Annotated in this window: 24 protein-coding genes; 10 read left to right on the forward strand and 14 right to left on the reverse strand. The window is 71.1% G+C overall.

What is annotated here, in order from left to right; genetic code table 11:
• Positions 1-4 precede the first annotated feature (4 nt).
• From argF to VM685_RS04715, 4 genes are all read right to left on the reverse strand, one after another.
• Positions 5-940 (reverse strand): ornithine carbamoyltransferase, encoded by a 936-nt coding sequence (gene argF, locus VM685_RS04700; RefSeq protein ID WP_325458965.1) that lies wholly within the window; start codon positions 938-940, stop codon positions 5-7.
• Positions 937-2,118 (reverse strand): aspartate aminotransferase family protein, encoded by a 1,182-nt coding sequence (locus tag VM685_RS04705; RefSeq protein WP_325459081.1) that lies wholly within the window; start codon positions 2,116-2,118, stop codon positions 937-939. The genes argF and VM685_RS04705 overlap by 4 nt, the downstream gene beginning before the upstream one ends.
• Positions 2,119-2,251: 133 nt before the next feature.
• Positions 2,252-2,731 (reverse strand): hypothetical protein, encoded by a 480-nt coding sequence (locus VM685_RS04710; RefSeq protein WP_325458966.1) that lies wholly within the window; start codon positions 2,729-2,731, stop codon positions 2,252-2,254.
• An 18-nt stretch (positions 2,732-2,749) separates the two neighbouring features.
• On the reverse strand, positions 2,750-3,568 hold the full coding sequence (locus VM685_RS04715) for an ABC transporter permease (protein ID WP_325458967.1): 819 nt from the start codon (positions 3,566-3,568) through the stop codon (positions 2,750-2,752).
• Between the two features lie 228 nt (positions 3,569-3,796).
• Here VM685_RS04715 and VM685_RS04720 point away from each other — a divergent pair, with 228 nt between their 5' ends.
• Entirely contained in the window at positions 3,797-4,300 is a 504-nt protein-coding gene (locus VM685_RS04720; RefSeq protein ID WP_325458968.1) for a GcrA family cell cycle regulator, read from the forward strand.
• 138 nt (positions 4,301-4,438) lie between these two features.
• Here VM685_RS04720 and VM685_RS04725 read toward each other — a convergent pair whose 3' ends face one another.
• A complete protein-coding gene (locus VM685_RS04725; protein ID WP_325458969.1) occupies positions 4,439-4,810 on the reverse strand; it encodes a GIY-YIG nuclease family protein in 372 nt (123 codons plus the stop codon).
• 124 nt (positions 4,811-4,934) lie between these two features.
• Between VM685_RS04725 and xseA the strand changes: the two genes are divergently transcribed.
• Together xseA and VM685_RS04735 are read left to right on the forward strand one after the other, a co-directional pair.
• A complete protein-coding gene (gene xseA / locus VM685_RS04730; protein WP_325458970.1) occupies positions 4,935-6,392 on the forward strand; it encodes an exodeoxyribonuclease VII large subunit in 1,458 nt (485 codons plus the stop codon).
• Positions 6,393-6,420: 28 nt separating this feature from the next.
• A complete protein-coding gene (locus VM685_RS04735) occupies positions 6,421-6,639 on the forward strand; it encodes a DUF2093 domain-containing protein (protein ID WP_325458971.1) in 219 nt (72 codons plus the stop codon).
• Here the strand turns inward: VM685_RS04735 and VM685_RS04740 are convergent.
• Positions 6,636-7,553, reverse strand: coding sequence for a lysophospholipid acyltransferase family protein (locus VM685_RS04740; protein WP_325458972.1), 918 nt, complete (start codon positions 7,551-7,553; stop codon positions 6,636-6,638). The two genes, VM685_RS04735 and VM685_RS04740, sit on opposite strands and share 4 nt — an antisense overlap.
• A gap of 122 nt (positions 7,554-7,675) precedes the next feature.
• On the opposite strand from VM685_RS04740, the gene VM685_RS04745 reads away from it, so the two are divergent.
• Positions 7,676-8,056, forward strand: a complete 381-nt coding sequence (locus VM685_RS04745) for a helix-turn-helix transcriptional regulator (RefSeq protein WP_325458973.1) — start codon at positions 7,676-7,678, stop codon at positions 8,054-8,056.
• Positions 8,057-8,069: 13 nt separating this feature from the next.
• The gene (hisN, locus tag VM685_RS04750) at positions 8,070-8,885 is read left to right on the forward strand and encodes a histidinol-phosphatase (RefSeq protein ID WP_325458974.1); all 816 of its coding nucleotides are present in this window, start codon (positions 8,070-8,072) and stop codon (positions 8,883-8,885) included.
• A gap of 1 nt (position 8,886) precedes the next feature.
• Here the strand turns inward: hisN and VM685_RS04755 are convergent, their stop codons facing one another.
• The 4 genes from VM685_RS04755 to VM685_RS04770 are packed head-to-tail and all read right to left on the reverse strand — an operon-like array spanning position 8,887 to position 12,640.
• Positions 8,887-10,449, reverse strand: coding sequence for an alpha/beta hydrolase (locus VM685_RS04755; RefSeq protein WP_325458975.1), 1,563 nt, complete (start codon positions 10,447-10,449; stop codon positions 8,887-8,889).
• Positions 10,450-10,458: 9 nt separating this feature from the next.
• Positions 10,459-10,764 carry an SCP2 sterol-binding domain-containing protein gene (locus tag VM685_RS04760; RefSeq protein ID WP_325458976.1) on the reverse strand — a complete coding sequence of 102 codons (306 nt, stop codon included), beginning with the start codon at positions 10,762-10,764 and terminating at the stop codon, positions 10,459-10,461.
• Between the two features lie 59 nt (positions 10,765-10,823).
• Entirely contained in the window at positions 10,824-11,756 is a 933-nt protein-coding gene (locus VM685_RS04765; protein ID WP_414693342.1) for a class I SAM-dependent methyltransferase, read from the reverse strand.
• 47 nt (positions 11,757-11,803) lie between these two features.
• Positions 11,804-12,640: a class I SAM-dependent methyltransferase gene (locus VM685_RS04770; RefSeq protein WP_325458978.1), complete on the reverse strand. Its 837-nt coding sequence runs from the start codon at positions 12,638-12,640 to the stop codon at positions 11,804-11,806.
• A gap of 234 nt (positions 12,641-12,874) precedes the next feature.
• Here VM685_RS04770 and VM685_RS04775 point away from each other — a divergent pair, with 234 nt between their 5' ends.
• Positions 12,875-13,327 carry an Hsp20 family protein gene (locus VM685_RS04775; RefSeq protein WP_325458979.1) on the forward strand — a complete coding sequence of 151 codons (453 nt, stop codon included), beginning with the start codon at positions 12,875-12,877 and terminating at the stop codon, positions 13,325-13,327.
• Positions 13,328-13,387: 60 nt separating this feature from the next.
• Here the strand turns inward: VM685_RS04775 and VM685_RS04780 are convergent, their stop codons facing one another.
• The 3 genes from VM685_RS04780 to VM685_RS04790 are packed head-to-tail and all read right to left on the reverse strand — an operon-like array spanning position 13,388 to position 15,485.
• On the reverse strand, positions 13,388-14,647 hold the full coding sequence (locus VM685_RS04780) for a pentapeptide repeat-containing protein (RefSeq protein WP_325458980.1): 1,260 nt from the start codon (positions 14,645-14,647) through the stop codon (positions 13,388-13,390).
• Between the two features lie 48 nt (positions 14,648-14,695).
• On the reverse strand, positions 14,696-15,133 hold the full coding sequence (locus VM685_RS04785) for a bifunctional diaminohydroxyphosphoribosylaminopyrimidine deaminase/5-amino-6-(5-phosphoribosylamino)uracil reductase RibD (protein ID WP_325458981.1): 438 nt from the start codon (positions 15,131-15,133) through the stop codon (positions 14,696-14,698).
• 22 nt (positions 15,134-15,155) lie between these two features.
• Complete coding sequence (locus VM685_RS04790) at positions 15,156-15,485, reverse strand: metalloregulator ArsR/SmtB family transcription factor (RefSeq protein WP_325458982.1); 330 nt, start codon at positions 15,483-15,485, stop codon at positions 15,156-15,158.
• Between the two features lie 53 nt (positions 15,486-15,538).
• Here VM685_RS04790 and VM685_RS04795 point away from each other — a divergent pair, with 53 nt between their 5' ends.
• A complete protein-coding gene (locus VM685_RS04795) occupies positions 15,539-15,976 on the forward strand; it encodes an SRPBCC family protein (RefSeq protein ID WP_325458983.1) in 438 nt (145 codons plus the stop codon).
• Here the strand turns inward: VM685_RS04795 and gpmA are convergent.
• Entirely contained in the window at positions 15,973-16,683 is a 711-nt protein-coding gene (gene gpmA / locus VM685_RS04800) for a 2,3-diphosphoglycerate-dependent phosphoglycerate mutase (protein ID WP_325458984.1), read from the reverse strand. The two genes, VM685_RS04795 and gpmA, sit on opposite strands and share 4 nt — an antisense overlap.
• Before the next feature lie 82 nt (positions 16,684-16,765).
• Between gpmA and VM685_RS04805 the strand changes: the two genes are divergently transcribed.
• The 3 genes from VM685_RS04805 (at position 16,766) to VM685_RS04815 (ending at position 19,563) form a co-directional block, all read left to right on the forward strand.
• Entirely contained in the window at positions 16,766-17,011 is a 246-nt protein-coding gene (locus VM685_RS04805) for a hypothetical protein (RefSeq protein WP_325458985.1), read from the forward strand.
• Positions 17,008-17,973: a KpsF/GutQ family sugar-phosphate isomerase gene (locus VM685_RS04810; RefSeq protein ID WP_325458986.1), complete on the forward strand. Its 966-nt coding sequence runs from the start codon at positions 17,008-17,010 to the stop codon at positions 17,971-17,973. Before VM685_RS04805 ends, VM685_RS04810 begins: the two co-directional genes overlap by 4 nt.
• An 87-nt stretch (positions 17,974-18,060) precedes the next feature.
• The gene (locus VM685_RS04815) at positions 18,061-19,563 is read left to right on the forward strand and encodes a phosphomannomutase/phosphoglucomutase (protein WP_325458987.1); all 1,503 of its coding nucleotides are present in this window, start codon (positions 18,061-18,063) and stop codon (positions 19,561-19,563) included.
• The last annotated feature ends 26 nt before the right edge of the window (positions 19,564-19,589 follow it).

Here is a 19,589-nt window from a genome sequence, read left to right on the forward strand (position 1 = left end):
AGGGTCAGCCTATGTGTCCGAAGCACCAGGCGAGGATCGACTTCTGGGCGTGGATGCGGTTCTCCGCCTCGTCCCAGATCAGGCTGCGCGGCCCGTCGATCACCTCGTCCGTCACCTCCTCGCCGCGGTGGGCGGGCAGGCAGTGGAGGAAGCAGGCCTCGGGATTGGCCAGCTCCATGAGCTTCTCGTCCACCTGGTAGGGCTCCAGCGCGTCGAGCCGCTCGTCGTGGTCGGTGTCGCCCATGGACACCCAGGTGTCGGTGATCACGCAGTCGGCGCCGCGCACCGCCTCGCGCGGGTCGCGGGTGGTCATCACCTGGCCCTGCTGCTCCTGGGCGCGGGCGAGGTCCACCAGGTCCGGATGGTAGACGGCGGGACTGGCGATGTTCAGCCGGAAGCCGAGCTTGGGCGCGGCGTGGATGAAGCTGGCGCACACGTTGTTGCCGTCGCCGATCCAGGCGAAGGTCCGGCCCTCCACCCGGCCGTGGTGCTCCTCGAAGGTCATCAGGTCGGCGAGGATCTGGCAGGGGTGGCCCTTGTCGGACAGGCCGTTGATCACCGGCACGGTGGCCGAGAGCGCCAGGCGCTCCACGTCCTCGTGGTAGTTCGCCCGGATCATGATGGCGTCGACCATGCGCGAGAGCACGCGGGCGGTGTCCTCGATGGGCTCGCCGCGGCCGAGCTGCATCTCGGCGGCGTTGGAGATGATCACGTCGCCGCCCAGCTGGCGCATGGCCGCGTCGAAGGAGAAGCGGGTCCGGGTGGAGTGCTTCTCGAAGATCATGGCCAGCGTCCGGCCGTCGGCGGGACGGTCGGCGTCGGGGCGGCCCTTGGGCCAGCCGAGGCGCGCGGCCTTGCGGGCCTTGGCGTCGTCGAGGATGGCGCGCAGGTCTGAGCCCTCGAGCCGCCAGAGGTCGAGGAAGTGCCGGATCTGGCTCATGCCGCGGCCTGCGCCTTGGCCCGGGCGGCCTCGCAGGCCTTCTCCAGCTTCTGCATGGCCTCGCTGGCCTCCTCGATGGTGAGGACCAGGGGCGGCAGGAGCCGCACGCAGTTGTCGCCGCCGCCGGCGATCAGCAGGTGCTCGTCGCGGGCGTGCTGCATGAACTCGCGGTTCGGCGTCGCGAGCTTGATCCCGATCAGCAGCCCCTTGCCGCGGATGTCGAGCACCACGTCGGGGTAGCGGTCCTTCAGGCCCGAGAGCTGCTGGGTGAAGTAGCCGGCCACCTCGCGGACGTGGGCGAGGAGTTCGGGCTTCACCAGCTCCTCGAAGGAGGCGACGCCCACCGCCATGGCCAGCGGATTGCCGCCGTAGGTGGAGCCGTGGGAGCCCGGGCCCATGCCCTTGGCCGCGTCGATGGTGGCGAGGCACGCGCCGACCGGGAAGCCGCCGCCGAGCGCCTTGGCCACCGCCATGATGTCGGGGTCGGCGCCGCCCTCGGCCCATTCGTAGGCGAAGAGCTTGCCGGTCCGGCCGAGGCCGCACTGGATCTCGTCGTAGATCAGGAGCGTGCCGGTCTCGTCGCAGAGCTGGCGGATCTCGCGCAGCTGGGCCTCGGTCCAGGAGCGGGCGCCGCCCTCCCCCTGCACGGGCTCAAGGAGGATCGCCGCGGTGGTCGGGCCGACCAGCGCCTTCAGGCCCTCCAGATCGCCGAACTTCGCGCCGACGAAGCCCGGAGGCGGCGGGCCGAAGCCTTCCACATAGGTCGGGTTGTTGGCCGCGAAGATCGCCGCGATGGTCCGGCCGTGGAACGAGCCGTCGAAGCCGATGATGTCGATCCGCTCAGGGTTTCCGTTCGCCCAGTGGTGCTTGCGCGCCGTCTTGATGGCGCACTCGATCGCCTCGGCGCCGGAGTTGGTGAAGAACACCACGTCGGCGAAGGTCGCGTCGGTCAGCATCCCCGCCAGCTTCTCCTGGTTGGGGATCTTGAAGATGTTGGAGGTGTGCCAGAGCTTCTCGGCCTGGTCCTTCACCGCCTGCACCAGCTTGGGATGGCTGTGGCCCAGCGCGGTGACCGCGATGCCGGCCATGCAGTCGAGGTATTCCTCGCCCTCGGTCGTGTAGAGGCGCACGCCCTCGCCTCGCTCGAACGCCAGCGGGGCGCGTGCGTAGACGCCCATGATGTGGTCGCTGGGAACGGCGGGAGCGGTGGTCGTCTGCGTCACCGAAGGAGCCCTCCAAAATGGAGCGTCCCCGCCGCTTGCGCGCCGGGGACCGGAAGGCTTGGCGTTTTCGTCCTCTAACGCCGGTGTGTCAATCGCGCCTGCGTGACAGCACGACGGCGATGACCAGGCCCACGCCGACGTGGGCCAGGATGTCGGTCACCGACTGGACGCCGTCCCAGCGGGGGAAGCGCTGCGGGAAGCGGAGCGGCAGGACGATCCCGTACATCACGCCGTAGAGGACGAGGCCGTAGAGGCTCCCCGCCAGCAGGGGCCGGCGGGTGAGCACGGCAAGCCGGGTGGCGGCGAGCGCATAGGCGGCGGCCATGGCGGTGGCGATGGCGAAGTGGGTGACGAGGCCGAGCGCGGCGGAGGCCAGGCCCATGTCGCGGGCCGCCGCGCCGAGCCAGCCCGAGGCCACGCCCTGCCAGGGGCTGATGATCGGCCGGCCGAGGACGAGGGCCAGGCCGCTGGCGTAGAGGACGTCCACGAGGCCGCCGAGCAAGCCGGCGGCGAGAATGCCCTGTGGGCGCGGGCGCCGCCCCGGCGCTCCTGGTGCGTCGGCCGTCATGCGTCCCCCGAAGCCTCCCTAGGTCTTGATCTTGTAGCCCACCTCGAACATCCGCAGGCACGCCCAGCCGGTGGCCAGCACGAGCGCCACGGTCATGGCCACGCCGATCCGCAGATCGCTCTCCGCCTGGCCGATGAAGCCGTAGCGGAAGCCGTCGATCAGGTAGAAGAACGGGTTGAAGTGGCTGGCCGAGCGGAACGGCTCGGGCAGCCGCTCCACCAGGTAGAAGGTGCCCGACAGGAAGGTCATCGGCATGATGACGAAGTTGGTCACCGCGGCCATGTGGTCGAACTTCTCGGCCCACAGCCCCGCCATGATGCCGATGAAGCCCATGATGAAGGCCGCGCCCAGGCCGAAGACCAGCAGCGCCCACGGCTGGGCCACCGGCAGGCGGGCGAAGGGCAGGACGGCCACCAGGCTGACCGCGCCCACCACGATGCCGCGGGTGGCGGCGCCGAGGCCGAAGCCGACCACGTGCTCGGCCGGCGTCAGCGGCGGGGTCAGGAAGTCGCCCATCAGGCCGTTGAACTTCGCCTGCAGCAGGCTGGACGAGGAGTTGGCGAAGGCGTTGGACAGGATCTGCATCATGATCAGGCCGGGCGCGACGAAGGTCCCGTAGTCGACGCCGTGGACCGCGCGGCCGCCGCCCACCGCGACCACGAAGACCAGCATGTAGAGCAGGGCCGTCACCACGGGGGCGGCGAGGGTCTGCATGCCCACCTTCATGAAGCGGCGGACCTCGCGCAGATAGAGGGTCTGCAGGCCCACCCAGTTGACGCCCGGGTATTCCCGGGGCCGGGGCGGCGAAACGGCGTCGGCGGTGGCCATGTCCTTCATGCCCGCTGATGTGCGCCGCCAGCGCGCAAGCCGCAAGCCTGCGACAAAATCGGCGTCCACCGACCCTACATCTAGTTCCTGTGGACAAGCCCGAGGGCGCCTATTGTGGCCCTTAAGGAGTTGTTTACTACTGATGGTGGTTGGTAGGCGCTGAGGCTGCTCAACGCCACAAGATGTTGATCCGAGACCGCGGGGGCGCGGCCGGATCCCTGGGCTGGGAGAGGCGAAATGGGTTGGACGGACGAGCGCGTCGAGCTTTTGAAGAAGCTCTGGCAGGACGGCCTTTCGGCCAGTCAGATCGCCAAGCAGCTGGGGGGCGTCACCCGCAACGCGGTGATCGGCAAGGTCCACCGCCTGGGTCTGTCCGGCCGGGCCACTCCGTCGAAGCCGGCCCGCACCGTCTTCAAGGCGCCGCGCCCGGCGCGTCCGGTGACGGCGGCCCCCTCGGCCCCGCGCCGCATCGCCGAGCCCCCGGCCCTGGCCGCGACCCAGCCCTCGCCCGTGCGCTACGTGGAAGAGGCCCCCGGCACCGCCACGGTGCTGACCCTGGGCGCCCACATGTGCAAGTGGCCGATCGGCGACCCGGCCATGGACAACTTCACCTTCTGCGGCCGCCGGTCGGGCGAAGGCCCCTACTGCCACGAGCACAGCCAGGTGGCCTACCAGCCGGCCCAGACCAAGAAGAAGTCCAGCGCCGCCGAGCTCGCCCGGAGCCTGCGCCGCTACATCTGAGATCCGCCCCTGCGCGGTGAGTGATCCGTTGGGGATGGGGGCGCGTTGGACGCTGTTAGCGGCCGGCGCGCCCTTTCCCATTCCGGTGTCATCCCGGAAGCCGCGCAGCGGCTATCCGGGATCCATGATCTCCGCGCCTCAGGCCTGGATCGAGCCCAGCCGCCGCAGCGCGTCGGCGAAGTCGGCAAGATCAGGATGGAGCGGCGCCGTCTCGGCCATCATGCCGGGATAGAGGTCCTGCCAGAACGGATTGGCCTCCTCGATCAGCGCGACCTTCCAGTCCCGCCGCCAGCGCTTGAGCTTCTTCTCGAAGGCGATCGCTTCCGTCACCTCGCCGAAGCCGCGGAACCACACCAGGCGGTCGACGCCGTACCGGCTGGTGAAGCCGGAGACCTGTCCCGCCTTGTGCTCGGCCACACGGCGCTCGAGGCTGTTCGTCACCCCGACATAGATCGTGCCGTGGCGCCGGCTGGAGAGGATGTAGACCCAGTAGGTGCGCTCGTCCCACATCGGTGTTCATGGGTCCCGGATAAGCGCTGACGCGCTTTCCGGGATGACACTAGTTTCAGAACATATTGCGAACAAGTGGGGCCGATGCATTGGGTTTTCGGCGGCCCGTCGCTAACTTCCCCCGATGAGCGAGCCCGCCCCTGAGTCCCCGGCCGCCGAGAGCGGCAATGCGCGGCCGTATTCGGTTTCGGAGCTGGCGTTCGCGCTGAAGCGGACGCTGGAGGACGCCTACGGCTTCGTGCGGCTGCGCGGCGAGCTCTCCAAGGTCACCCACCACTCCAACGGCCACGTCTACCTGACGCTGAAGGACGAGCGCGCCGCCATCGACGGCGTCGTCTGGAAGGGCCAGGTGAGCCGGCTGCAGGTGCGCCCGCAGCAGGGCATGGAGGTGGTGGTCACCGGCAAGATCACCTCCTATCCGCAGGGCTCCCGCTACCAGATCGTCATCGAGACCATGGAGCCGGCGGGCGTGGGCGCCCTGCTGGCCCAGCTCGAACGGCTGAAGGCCAAGCTGCAGGGCGAGGGCCTGTTCGAGGCCGCCCGCAAACGCCCCCTGCCCGCCATGCCGGCCGTGGTGGGGGTGATCACCAGCCCGACCGGCGCGGTGATCCGGGACATCCTGCACCGTATCCGCGACCGTTGGCCCTGCCGGGTGGTGGTCTGGCCGGTGGTGGTGCAGGGCGACGCCGCCGCCGCCCAGGTCTGCGCCGCGATCCGGGGCTTCAACGCCCTGGAGCCCGGCGGGCCGATCCCGCGCCCCGACATCCTGATCGTCGCGCGCGGCGGCGGCTCGGTGGAGGACCTATGGCCGTTCAACGACGAGACCCTGGCCCGCACCGTGGCGGCCGGGACCATCCCGCTGATCAGCGCCGTGGGCCACGAGACCGACACCACCCTGATCGACTTCGTCTCCGACCGCCGGGCGCCGACGCCCACGGCCGCGGCCGAGATGGCGACGCCGGTGCTGGCGGAGCTGAAGGCCCTGGTCAGCGACCTCGGCGCGCGGATGCACCGCTGCGGCGGGCGCGCGGTGGAGGACCGCCGGGGCCGGGTGCAGCACGCCGAGCGGGCGCTGCGCCGGGTGCCGGACCTGGTCGAGCTGGCCGTGCAGCGGTTCGGCATCGTGTCGGGGCGGCTGGGCGCGGGCCTGGCCAAGAACGCCGCCGCCCACGAGCGCGACCTAGTGCGGGTGGCGTCGCGGCTCTCGCCCCTGCTGCTGCAGCGGCCGCAGCAGGTGCAGAAGCAGCGGCTGGAGGCCGTCGCCGTGCGCCTGCAGCCGGCGGCCGAGCGCAAGCTGGAGCGGCTGTCGGAGCGGCTGGCCGCGCTTTCCAAGCTGCACGCCTCGGTCGATCCCGAGCGCCCCCTGGAGCGCGGCTTCGCGCGGGTCACCAGGGCCGACGGCTCGATCGTCCGGCAGGGCGCGGCCCTCGCCAGCGGCGAGGCGGTGTCCATCAAGTTCGGCGACAAGGTGACCCGCCAGGCGGTGATCGACGGGGCGGGCGGCAGCGAGCCTCCGGCCGCGCCCAAGCCGGCGAAAGCGAAGCCGAAAGCGCCCTCGCCCGCGCAGGGCGATCTGTTCTGACGCCCGCCGGGGCGCTATATCGGCAGCCATGAACGCCCACGACCGCGACTTCTCCGGCCAGGACCTCGCCAAGCTGCATTACGGCGACGGCGAGTTCGCCGTGCTGAAGCCCGGCCGCTACGTGATCTGCGCCGTCACCGGCAAGAAGGTGCCGCTCGAGCAGCTCCGCTACTGGAGCGCCCCGCTGCAGGAGGCCTACGCCGGCCCCGCCGAGGCGCTGCAGCGGTGGAAGGAAACCAACGGCTAGCGCCGCTTGCGCTTGTAGAGCTCGCTCGGCCAGCGCTTGTGGACCCAGAACCACTCGGCCGGGCGCTCGCGGATGCGCTCTTCCATCCAGGCGTTGATGGTGCGGACGCCGGCCTCGATGTCGGCGTTGCGGTCGCCGGTGTCGGCGAGCCGGATGGGCTCGTGGACCACCACCCGGAAGCGGGCCTTGTCCTTGCGCTGCACGCTCATCGGCTGCAGCGGGATCCCGAACCTGAGCGCGAAGGACGACGGCCCGGGCGCGGTGTGGGCGGTGAGGCCGAACAGGGGCGCGGCGACCCCGCCGTTGAACTTCTGGTCGTTCATCAGGGCGACGGACTCGCCGCGGGAGAGCGCGCGCAGGAGCTCGCGCGCGCCGTCCGTGCCCTTGGGCGCGAAGAGCCGGACGCCGTAGCGGAACCGGCTGCGCCGGATGCGCTCGTCCACGTAGGGGTTGTTGGTCGCCCGGTAGGTGATCTGGCAGGTGACGCCGGAATGGATGATCACCGCCGGCATGATCTCGAAGGACGAGAAGTGGCCGGAGATGAAGACGACCGGACCCGCACCGTCGCGGATCGCGGCCAGCCGCTCGGCGCCCACCACCTCCACCCGCGACGGGTCGGCGATGATCCGGTCGAGGATCGGGAATTCGGTGAACCAGCGGCCGGCGTGGGCCCACTGCTCGGCGAGCAGGGCCCCGATCTCGGCGTCGGATTTCTCCGGAAAGGCGATCCTGAGGTTGGTCTCGGCCACCCGGTGGGCGCTGGTCAGCGGCCCCAGCCTCGTGAACAGCCAGGCGCCGAAATCCGATACGGCGTCGATCGGGAAGGCGCGCGCCAGGGCCTCGGCCACGTCGTAGGCGAAGGCCTCCAGGCGCCACGCGATGTCCTGCCCCAGCGAGGGCTTCTTCTCCGCCATACCGCCTAACTAGGGGGCGTCGCGCCTTCCGTCCAACCTGGCCGGCAATTCGCGTGGCGCGCGACTTGCGGCGTCGTCCTGCAAATGTCCCGGCATGGGACGGGGATGATGGGGTTGGCGTCATGAGCAGCGAGATCGACGTTCATCTTGGGCGCAGGCTGAGGCGCCGACGCCGCCTGCTGGGGCTGACCCAGCAGCAGCTGGCGGCGGTCTGCGGCGTGCGCTTCCAGCAGATCCAGAAGTACGAGTGCGCCGCCAACCGCATGTCGGCCGCCCGCCTGTGGCAGCTCTCCGAGGTGCTGGAGGTGCCGGTGAGCTACTTCTACGAGGGCCTCTCCCAGGCCCAGCGGGAGCTGCACGCGGCGGCCGGCGAAGGCGGCGGCGAGATGTTCGCCCGCAAGGAGACGCGCGACCTGATCCACGCCTACTACCAGCTGGGCGAGCGGCCGCGCCGTCGGCTGCTGGACCTCGCCAAGTCGCTCAACGGCGAGGCGGAAGGCTGATAAAGGGCGGGCCATGCCCGCCCTCTCCCAAGACAAGATCGCCGAGCTGGACGCCTTCCTGCTCGAGTTGAACCGCGTGGCCGCCGAGGCCATCCTGCCCCTGTTCCGCGCCGAGCACGGCATGGTCGACAAGGGCGGGGTGAAGGGCTTCGACCCGGTCACCGAGGCCGACAAGGGCGCCGAACGCGCCATCCGCAAGCTGGTGGCCGAGCGCTATCCGGAGCACGGCGTCATCGGCGAGGAGTACGGCGAGGACCGGCCGGACGCCGAGTTCGTCTGGGTCACCGACCCGGTGGACGGCACGCGGGCCTTCATCGCCGGCCTGCCGCTCTGGTGCACCCTGATCGGGCTGCGCGTCGAAGGCCGCCAGGTGCTGGGCTCGATCGCCCAGCCCTATCTCGACGAAATCTATGTGGGGACGCCGCAGGGCTCACGGCTGGTCGCCCGCGGCGGCGAGTGGCCGCTGAAGGTCCGCCCCTGCCCGAAGCTCACCGACGCCATCATCGCCACCACCGACCCGGAAGGCTGCTTCGACGGGGCCGAGCACGGCGCCTGGACCCAGGTGCGGGCGGCGGCGAGGCTCGCGCGGCTGGGCTGCGACGCCTACGCCTACGCCATGGTCGCCACCGGCCAGATCGACCTGGTGGTCGAGGCCGGCCTGCAGCCCTGGGACGTGGCCGGCCTCGCCCCGCTCATCGAGGGCGCGGGCGGCGTCGTCACCGACTGGCGCGGACGCCCGATGCCCGAGCGGGGCGGACAGGTGGCGATCGCCGGCGACCGCGCCTGCCTGGACGAGGCGCTGGTCGCCCTTCGGCGATCCGCCAAATAGCCTAGACCGTCGCGGGCTTCTTCGCGGCGGGCTTCTTGGCAGCGGCCTTCGGAGCCGCCGGCTTCTTGGCCACGGCCGGCTTGGCGACGGCGGCGGGCTTGGCGACAGCCTTCGCAGCGGGCTTGGCCGCAGGCTTGGCGGCTGGCTTCGCCGCGGCCTTCGGAGCCGCGGCCTTCGTGGCGGGGGTCTTGGCGGCCGCAGGCTTGGACGCGGCGGCCTTCGGAGCCGCCGCCTTGGCCGGAGCCTTCTTGGCCGGGGCCTTGGCGGCCGTGGCCTTCGCCGCGACCGGCTTGCCAGCCGACTTCGGGGCAGCCGACTTTGGGGCAGCCGCCTTCGGGGCGGCCGCCTTGGGGGCGGCGGGCTTCGCGGCGGCGGGCTTCGCGGCCGGCTTGGCGGCGGCCTTCGGAGCCGCGGCCTTGGCGGCGGCGGGCTTCTTGGCCGCCGGCTTCTTCGCCGCGGCGGGCTTCGCGGCCGCCGGCTTGGCGGCCGGGGCGGCGGCGGTCACCGGAACGGCGGGGGCGCTGGCGGCGGGCTGGGGCGCCGGCGCGGGCTTGGGGGCTTCGGCGGGCTTCGGCGCAGGCGCCGCAGCCGTCGGCTTCGGCGCTTCGGCAGGCTTCGGCGCAGTGCGGCCGGTCAGCATGTCGAACGCCTTCAGGAAGATGTTACGCATCTCGTCGGTCTCCATCAGGATTTCGTGGTAGGCGCCGGGGACGTTGACGAACTTTCCCTGCGGCAGGTGTCGGGCGGCCGCCGCCTGGGCGGCGTTGTCCACCAGCCTGTCGTCCTCGGCCGAGACGATGGTCACGGGCGTGGTCACCTCGCGCAGGCGCTCGGGCCGGGCGAGGAAGGCGGTGGCGCGGAAGGCGAAGTCGAGCCAGCCCCAGGTGGGCTGGCCGAGCGCCAGGTCCGGGTTCTCAGCGACGATGCCGCAGTTGCGGGCGAAGCGCTCCCGGTCGTGCGTCAGGATGTTGGCTGAGAAGTCGTCCTCGGGCGCGGCGCGGCGGACGTCGCGCACGTAGCGCGCCGCCCGGCCGGTGAGCACCTGCAGGCGGGCCATGATCTTCGCCTGGCCGGCCGGGGTCTTGCCGGTCTGCAGGCCGAGCATGGGCGCGGAGAGCAGGGCGCCGGAGAAGCGGTCCTCGCCGTGGGCCAGGGCCAGCAGCGTCAGGCAACCGCCCATGGAATGGCCGACCGCCAGCCAGGGCTTCGGGAGCCGGGGCGCGAAAGCCCCCAGCAGGGCGCGGTAGTCGTCGAGGAAGGCCTTGTAGCCGCTGGCGTGGCCCTTCAGCCGGTCGGCCAGCGCTCGGTGCGACAGCCCCTGGCCGCGCCAGTCGTGGACCAGCACCACGAAGCCGCGGGCGCGGAAGTCCTCGACCGTCTCGAAATACTTCTCGATGGGCTCGGTGCGGCCGCCCGACAGCACCACCGATCCGCGCGGCGCGCCTTCCGGCTGGAACAGGGCGGCGCGCAGCTTCGCCCCGCCGTGGCCGGTGAACCACTCGGCGGTGCCGCCCGCCGGGAGCGGATTGCCGGGCGTCGGGAAGAGGGGCGCGGACGAGGGCATGGACGTCCCTTAGCCGGCGCTGGAAAACAGAGACTGAATCTGCGGCAGGAGCTTCATGGCGAGCCCCATGTCGGAAAGCTTGAGGCGTCCGGTCATCATCGCCCGCATGGGATCGAGCTCGCCCTTGCCGAGCGCCTCCAGGTCCTTGCGCGCCACGCGCACCACGAGGTCGGCGGGCAGGTCCGCGTTGGAGACCTCGGCGCCCTGGATGTGGATGAAACCCTCGCCCTTCAGGTCGAGCTTGATCGACCGCTCGAGGGCGCCCGACGCCGCCGCGCGGCGGATTCGGTCGGTGATTTCCTCGATGGTCGCCATGCCCCCCGGCCTCCCGACTCACCGCCGAGCTTCGCTTTGCAGGCGAGCGAAGTAAACCGTCAGGGTTGCGTTGTGGAAGGTTTCACGAACCTGAGCGTCATTCGGTCGCTCTCGCCGATCGCATCGAAGCGGGCGTGGTCGAAATTGGGGTCGTCGGGCTGGCCGCGCGGGCTGGAGCGGCGCACCGGCGGAAGCGTCCAGACGCCGAAGGGATGGTCCTTGGTGTCCTTCGGATTGGCGTTGATCTCGCTGGCCGCGGCGAGCTGGAAACCGGCCTCCTGGGCGAGCTTCACTACATAGGCCTGCTGCACGTAGCCGTCGGCGGCCAGCACGTCCTGCACCGCGCCGACGTTCGCCCGGTGCTCCTCGACGCCCAGGACGCCGCCGGGCTTGAGGGCGGCGAAGGCGTCGCGGAAGGCCTTCTCGGCGATGCCGGCGGCCATCCAGTTGTGCAGGTTGCGCAGGAAGAGGACGAGGTCGGCGGTCCCGGCCGGGGCCACAGGGCCGCTGGTGGGGCCGAAGGCGGTGATCTCCACCTGCCCATAGAGCCGGGGATTGGCCGCGAGCTTGCGGCGGTAGGCGTCCACCGCCTGAGCGGCCACGGGATCGGCCGGGTCGGCCTGCAGGTTGGCGGCGTAGAGCTTGCCGCCGGTGGCGGCCAGGAACGGCGCCACGATGTCGGTGTACCAGCCGGCGCCGGGCCAGAACTCCACGACGGTCTGCCCGGGCTTGAGGCCCCAGAACTTCAGGCTCTCGACAGGATGGCGCCAGGCGTCGCGCGCGCGGTCGGCGGGCAGCCGCCAGTCGCCGGCGACGGCGCCCTCGATGGTGTCCGGACCGCCGGACGCGGCGGCCTTCTTCGCCGGCGCCTCGGCCGCGCCACGCGGGCTGCAGGCGCCGAGCGCGACGGCGCCCAGCAGCACGGAGCGGCGGGAAAGGATGGGAATGGGGCGCGCCAAATCGACCTCGTCACGCCCCCCGGCATCTGACATCGACCGTCGAAGTAGCCTGCGCCGCAGCGGCGGTCAAAGCCTCGGCGTCACGAAGGCTTCACGAAGCGGAGCGTCATGCGGTCGCTCTCGCCGATGGCCTCGTACTTGGTGCGGTCGAAGCCGGGGTTCGCCGGCTGGCCGCCGGGCGCGGAGCGGCGCACGGGCGGCAGGGTCCAGACGCCGAACGGGTGGTCCTTGGTGTCCTTCGGATTGGCGTTGACCTCGGACTGGGCGGCGAGCTTGAAGCCCGCCTTCTCGGCGGCGGCGACCACGGACTTCACGGCCACATAGCCGTCCGTCACGCCGGGCGTCTCCGGCCGCGGGTCGGCGCGGTGCTCCTCGACCGCCAGCACGCCGCCGGGCTTCAGGACCGCGAAGGCGTCCTTCATCACCTTATCCAGCATGCCCTGCTGGTACATGAAGTTGTGGATGTTGCGGGCGGTGATGACCATGTCGGCCGAGCCCGGCGCGCCGAGCGGTCCCGACTGCGGGCCGAAGTTGACGACCTTCACCGGGCCCCACTTGGCGGCGTCGGCGTACTTGGCCTCGAAGTCGGCGCGGCCCTTCTTCGCGCCCTCGGAGACCTTCGGATTGTCGAGGTCGGCGCCGGTGGTGACGTAGGTCCCGCCGGTGGCCTTGGCGTAGGGCGCCAGGATCTCCGTCCAGTAGCCGGAGCCCGGCGACAGTTCGATCACCGTCTGGCCGGGCTTCAGGCCCCAGAAGGCGAGCGTCTCGGCCGGGTGGCGCCACTGGTCGCGCGCCCGGTGCTCGGCGCCGCGGGCCGGATTGTCCACCGCCTTCTGCAGCTGGGCGTCGGCGGCCTGGACGGGCGCGGCGGCGACCGTGAGGACGAGAGCGGACGCAGCGAGGAGGGCGCGGAGCATGTCGGTTTCTTCCCTTGTGGCCGGCCGGTGGCCCGGCTGTTCGGGCGCCACCCTCGCGTGCGGGAAAGCGGCTGGCAAGGCCCGGATTGGCCCCCTTGAACGCGCCTCGGCGCCCCCTACCTCTACTGGCGGAAGGCGCTGGATGTCCGGGCCTTCCGGGGCGCCGCGCGAGGCCTGATGGCTCGCCGACAGTCCCAGAAACGCAACCTTGCTGTTGAAGAAGGATGTGACCGCATGCGTACGATCGACTTCTCCCCCCTCTATCGCTCCGTCGTGGGCTTCGACCGCCTGGCCGACCTGCTCGAGTCCGCCACCACCGAAGCCGCCACGGGCTATCCGCCCTACAACATCGAGCGGACCGACGAGAACGCCTACCGCATCGAGATCGCGGTGGCCGGCTTCCGTCCGGAAGAGCTCAATGTCGAGGTGAAGGAGAACCTCCTCACCGTGCAGGGCCGGAAGGCCGCCAACGACGAGACCCGCCGCTACCTGCACCGCGGCCTGGCCGAGCGCAATTTCGAGCGCCGGTTCCAGCTGGCCGACTATGTGGTGGTGACGGACGCCAACCTCGCCGACGGCCTGCTCTCCATCTCGCTGAAGCGTGAGCTTCCGGAAGCCCTGAAGCCGCGCCGCATCGAGATCGGCTCGGGCAAGTCCCCGCTGATCGAGGGCGAAAAGGCCGCCTAAGGCCCGGAGCCTCTCAGCCCGAACATGGGGCGGTCCCGCAAGGGGCCGCCCTTTTTCGTGTCAGATGATGTCTTCCAGGCCGCGCGCGCCCTGGCGGACGACGCCCGTGAAGTTGGCCTGGCGCAGCAGCGCGCTGGTGAAGTTCGCCCGGCTGACGTCGGCGCCCGTCAGGTTGGCCTGGTGCAGGTCGGCGCGGGCGAGGTCGGCGCTCTTCAGGTTGGCGCCGGTCAGGTCGGCCGGCAGGACGCGGCTGGGGCCGATCAGCAGCGGACCCATGAGCGCGTCGCGCAGGTCGGCGCCGGCGAGCTTGGCGCCCACCAGGCGCGCGCCGCGCAGGTCGGCGCGGCGCAGGTTGGTGTTGCGCAGGTCCGCGCCCTCGAGGTGGGCGCCCTGGAGCTGCACGCCCTCCATGTCGAGGCCGTAGAACACCGCGCCCTTGGCCGAGAGCGCCGTCAGGTTGAAGCCGCGGATGCTGGCCAGCGCCCGCAGGTCGGCGTTGTTGAACGACGACGGATGGCCTTCCGCGCCGCCGGTGGCGCACCAGCGGGCGTGCTCGCGGATCATGATCTCGTAGGGCAGGTCGGCGGCCGGAATGCCGGCCGGCTCGTCGGTCAGCACGCCCTTCATGTTGGCGTCCATGACGTTCCAGGCGGCGGTCTTGGCGCCTACCAGGACCGCGTCCTGCAGGTCCGCCCCGGCGAGGTCCGCACCCGACAGGTCGGCGCCGGAGAGGTTGGCGCCCCGCATCTGGGCCTGCTTCAGGTTGGCCCGGATCAGCTTGGCGTCCTTCAGCACCGCGTCGGTGAAGTCGGCCTTCTGGGCCATGACGCCGGAGAGGCGCGAGCGCTCGAGGTTGGCGCCGGCCAGGATCGCACCGGCCACCTCGCCCGGCCGGGCGGTGGGCTCCAGGCGCTTGAAGCCCTCCTTGCGGTCCGCGGCGGCGAGCGAGCCCTCGCGCAGGTCCGCCTCGAAGAGGTCGGCGCCGGTCAGGTTGGCGTTGCGCAGGCAGGCGCCGCGCAGGTCGGCCCGGCGCAGGGAGGCCTCGGAGAGGTCGGCGTGCTGCAGGTCGGCGCCGAAGAAGGTGGCGTGGTCGAGCCGAGCGCCCTTCATCTTGCAGTCCTGGAGGACCGCGCCTGTGAAGTCGGCGTTGCAGAGGTTCTTGCCGCGCAGGTCGAGGTTGGACAGGTCGGCCCAGGCGAACACGGCGCGCGCCCCGCCCGGCTTCGAGCTCCACAGGCGGTCGTGCTTGGTGGCGATCCCGTTCAGCTCCGCCTGGGTGAGGCGGCGGGTCAGCATGCTGTTGGCAGGAGCGACGGCCATGACCCGCGAGCCTAGGGCCGTCGCGCTTAACGGAGAATTTCCAACGCCTTAGGTTCCGGCCGGACGGTACGCGGCATAGAGCCGCCGGGCTTCGTCGGCCAGCAACCCCGTCTCCACCGCCACACCCGCGGCGCGCAGGCGCTCGGCCCCCTGCCCCGCGGCGAAGACCGAAGGGTCCTCGCAGGCCACCACCACCCGCGCCACGCCGGCCGAGACCAGGCGCGTCGAACAGGCCGCCGCGCCGGACGAGCGGGCGCCGCAGGGCTCCAGGGTGACGTAGGCGGTGGCGCCGCGGGCCGCCTCGCCCGCCTGAGCCAGCGCCAGCTCCTCGGCATGCGGCCGCCCGCCCTCGCCGGTGACGCCCTCGCCGACCACCTGCCCGTCCTGGACGATCACGCAGCCCACCGACGGGTTCTCGCCCGTGCGGCCGACGTGGGTCTCGGCCAGCGCGATGGCGCGGCGCATGTGGGTCTCGTCAGGGCTCATGGGGCGCACCATGGAGCCTGGCTCACGCCCCCTCAAGATCGCGCTTCAGCCGCCCGAGCAGCTCCACCGCCTCGTGGGCGTAGGGCGAGATCCAGCGGTCGTAGATGTCCTTGAAGGGCGCGGCGTTGAGGTAGTTCCAGCGGGTGCGGCCCTCGCGGCGGGCGATCACCAGGCCGGCCCGCTCCAGCACGCCGATGTGCTGCATGACCGTGCAGCGGTCGAGCGCCCCCTCGAAGGCCTCGCACAGCTCGCCCGTGGTGCGCGGCTGGGCCTTCAGCAGATCCAGGATCCGGCGGCGGCGGGAATCCGCCAGGGCCTTGAAGACCAGGTCGTCGCTGTCGGCCGTTGACATGTTATATTCTTATAACATAAATGGGCCTCGATTCGCAACCGGAGGCAGGTCCGATGGAGCCGAAGTTCCAGGTGCAGCTGAAGATCCGAAAGCCGGTGTCGGAGGTGTTCGACGCGGTGGTGAACCCGGAGAAGCTGACGGGCTATTTCATCCAGAGCTCGACCGGCCCGCTGGCCGAGGGCGCGGTGGTGAAATGGAGCTTCGCCGAGGCGCCCGAGCCCTTCGACGTGAAGGTGCGCGAGGTGCTGAAGGACGAACGGATCGTCTTCGAATGGCCGGCCGACGGCGGCTACGACACGCGCGTGGAGATGGTGTTCCGGCCGCTCGACGACGGGAACACCATGGTCCAGATCAGCGAGAGCGGCTGGCCCGCCGACGCGGCCGGGACCAAGGCGTCCTACGACAACGCCGGCGGCTGGATGCACATGCTCTGCTGCCTCAAGGCCTACCTCGAATACGAGATCAACCTGCGGGCCGGCGGCGCCTTCTAGAGCGCCGGCAGCGGCGTGGCGCGGGCCTCGTCGAGGTAGCGGGCGGCGGTGGGCTTCAGGTTCGCGTCGAGCTCGATCAGCAGCGGGTTGCCGGTGGGGATCTCGACCCCGACGATGGCGTCGTCCGCCACTTTGAACAGCAGCTTCACGATGGCGCGCAGCGAGTTGCCGTGGGCGGCGATCAGCAGGGTCTTGCCGGACTTCAGCTGCGGGGCGATCTCGGCCTCCCAGTAGGGCTGCACGCGATCCAGGGTGGTCTTCAGGCTCTCGGTCGCCGGCAGGGCGACGCCGGCGTAGCGGCGGTCCTTCGAGAAGTCGTACTCCCCGCCCGGCGCGAGCTCCGGCGGCGGGACGTCGTAGGAACGGCGCCAGATCTTCACCTGCTCCTCGCCGTGCTTCTCGGCGGTCTCGGTCTTGTTGAGGCCGGTGAGGCCGCCGTAGTGGCGCTCGTTCAGCCGCCAGTCCTTGACCTCCGGCACATAGGCCTGGCCGGCGGCGTGGAGCGCGATCCAGGAGGTGCGGATCGCACGGGTCTGGACGGAGGTGTAGCAGCGGTCGAGGAGGACCCCGGCCGCCTTGATCAGCTCGCCGCCCTTCTTCGCCTCGGCCTCGCCCTGGGGCGTGAGGTCGACGTCCACCCAGCCGGTGAAGCGGTTCTCCAGGTTCCACTGGCTCTGGCCGTGGCGGAGCAGGATGAGCGTCGGCAAGTCGGACCTCCTTCGATGCGGACCCGAGCGGCTAGGGCGCGGGGCGTTGGCCGTCAAGCGCCGAAGCCGCTATACGGCAGTCATGCTCGACCGCCTCTACCTGCCGATCCTGGGGCTCGCCGCCGTTCTGGTGATCGCGCTCGCCATGGTCTGGCCGCAGGGCTACGGCGCCCGCTCGCCGGGCCCGTTCGGCCACACGCCCATCCAGCAGACGCCGGAGATGAGGGCGGCCATGAAGCGCGAGCACGAGGCGGCGCAGGAGCGCGCCAACCAGGCGCGCGAGGCGGTCCGCGACCTGCAGACCCAGGCCATCGCGCCCACCCAATGAGCGACTTCGACGCCATCGCCGTGGGCCGGCGCGTGCTCGCCCAGGAGGCCGAGGCCCTGTCGGCGCAGGCGCAGGGCCTGGACGAACGGTTCGGCCGCGCCGTCGACCTGCTGTTCGCCGCCAAGGGGCGGATCATCTGCACCGGCATGGGCAAGGCCGGCCACGTGGCGCGCAAGATCGCCGCCACCTTCGCCTCGACGGGCTCGCCCGCCTTCTTCGTCCATCCGGCCGAGGCCAGCCACGGGGACCTCGGCATGGTCACCGGCGACGACGTGATCCTGGCGCTGTCGAAATCCGGCGAGTCCCGCGAGCTGGCCGACATCCTGGCCTACGCCGCTCGCTTCGACATCCCGCTGATCGCGCTGACCGCCCAGCCGCAGAGCGCGCTGGGCCGGGCCGCCGACCTGGTGCTGCCGCTGGCCGACGCCGCCGAGGCGACCGCGGAGGTCAATGCGCCGACCACCTCCACCACCCTGCAGATCGCGCTGGGCGACGCCCTCGCCGTGGCCCTGCTGGAGCGCCGGGGCTTCAAGCCCACCGACTTCCACGTCTTCCATCCGGGCGGGAAGCTGGGCGCCATGCTCAGGACCGCGGGCTCGCTGATGCACGGGGCCGACGAGCTGCCGCTGGTGACCGAGGCCACGCCGATGCGCGAGGCCCTGCTGGTGATGACCGAGAAGCGGTGGGGGATCGTCGGCGTCACCGACGCGGCCGGGCGGCTCAAGGGCGCGATCACCGACGGCGACCTGCGCCGCCACATCGAGGGCCTGATGGACCATACCGCCGGCGAGGTGATGACGCCGGGGCCGAAGAAGACCGTGCCGCCGGACATGCTGGCGTCGGAGGCGCTCGCCATGATGAGCGACCCCGCGCCCGCGGTCACCGTGCTGTTCGTGGTCGAGGACGGGCGGCCCGTCGGCATCCTCCACGTGCACGACATCCTGCGCGCCGGGGTGATGTAGGGGCACAAAGCGGGGCCATGGGCGTTGAAGTGGCCTTGGGGCCTTCCGCTCATTAAAGACACCCAACGCCGTTTTCCCGGAGTTCCGATGCTGCCTGCTCCCCGCGCCGACCTCGCCCCCAACACCTTCGACTACGAAGTCCTGCCGCTGGTGAAGGCCACCGGCTTCCGCGAGTACGACGCGCGCTGGCTGTTCGGGCCGGAGATCAACCTCCTGGGCGTGCAGGCGCTGGGCCTGGGCCTGGGGACCTATATCCACGAACTCGGCCAGACCCGTATCGTGGTCGGCCACGACTACCGGTCCTATTCGCTGTCCATCAAACAGGCCCTGACCATCGGCCTGGTGGCGGCCGGCTGCGAGGTGATCGACATCGGCCTGGCCACCTCGCCCATGGCCTATTTCGCCCAGTTCGACCTGGACGCGCCGTGCGTGGCCATGGTCACCGCCAGCCACAACGAGAACGGCTGGACCGGCGTGAAGATGGGCGCCCAGCGGCCCCTCACCTTCGGCCCCGACGAAATGGGCCGGCTGAAGGAGATCGTGCTCTCCGGGACCTGGAAGCAGCGGCCCGGCGGCTCGGTGGCGCACATCGACGGGGTGCGCGAGCGCTACATCGCCGACGCGGCGAGCCGGGCGCAGATCCAGCGGCCGCTGAAGGTGATCGCCGCCTGCGGCAACGGCACGGCCGGCGCCTTCGCGCCCGAGGCCCTGCGCCGGATGGGCGTGGCCGAGGTCATCGAGATGGACTGCGACCTCGACTGGAATTTCCCCAAGTACAATCCGAACCCCGAGGACCACCACATGCTCTCGGAGATGGCCAAGGCCGTCCGCGAGCACGGGGCGGACCTGTGCCTGGGCTTCGACGGCGACGGCGACCGCTGCGGGGTGGTGGACGACGAGGGCGAGGAGATCTTCGCCGACAAGATCGGCCTGATGCTCGCCCGCGACCTGTCGCAGCTGCACAAGGACGCGACCTTCGTGGTCGACGTGAAGTCCACGGGCCTGTTCGCCACGGACGAGGTGCTGAAGGCCAACGGGGCCAAGACCGTCTACTGGAAGACCGGCCACTCCTACATAAAGCGCAAGACCGCCGAGCTGGGCGCCCTGGCCGGCTTCGAGAAGAGCGGCCACTTCTTCTTCAATCCGCCGATCGGCCGGGGCTACGACGACGGCATCGTGGCGGCGGCCGCGATCCTGGCGATGCTCGACCGCAACCCGGGCAAGAAGCTGTCGGACCTGAAGAAAGCCCTGCCGGTGGCCTACACCTCGCTGACCATGAGCCCGCACTGCGCCGACGAGGAGAAGTACGGCGTCGTCGACGACGTGGTGCGCGAATACACCGAGTTCGCCAGGGGCGGCGGGAAGATCCTCGGCCGCGAGATCGTCGACGTGATCACCGTCAACGGCGTGCGCGTGGCGCTGGAGGACGGCTCCTGGGTGCTGGTGCGGGCCTCGTCCAACAAGCCCGAGATCGTGGTGGTGGTGGAAAGCTCGCAGAGCGAGGACGACATGCGCGCCCTGTTCCGCGAGGAGGTGAAGCCGAGGCTGGCGAAGCGGCCGCAGGTGGGCGCCTACAACCAGGAAATCTAGCGGCGCCGAAATTGCTGCGGTTTGGT

The organism is Phenylobacterium sp., assembly GCF_035539035.1.
Lineage (GTDB): Bacteria > Pseudomonadota > Alphaproteobacteria > Caulobacterales > Caulobacteraceae > Phenylobacterium.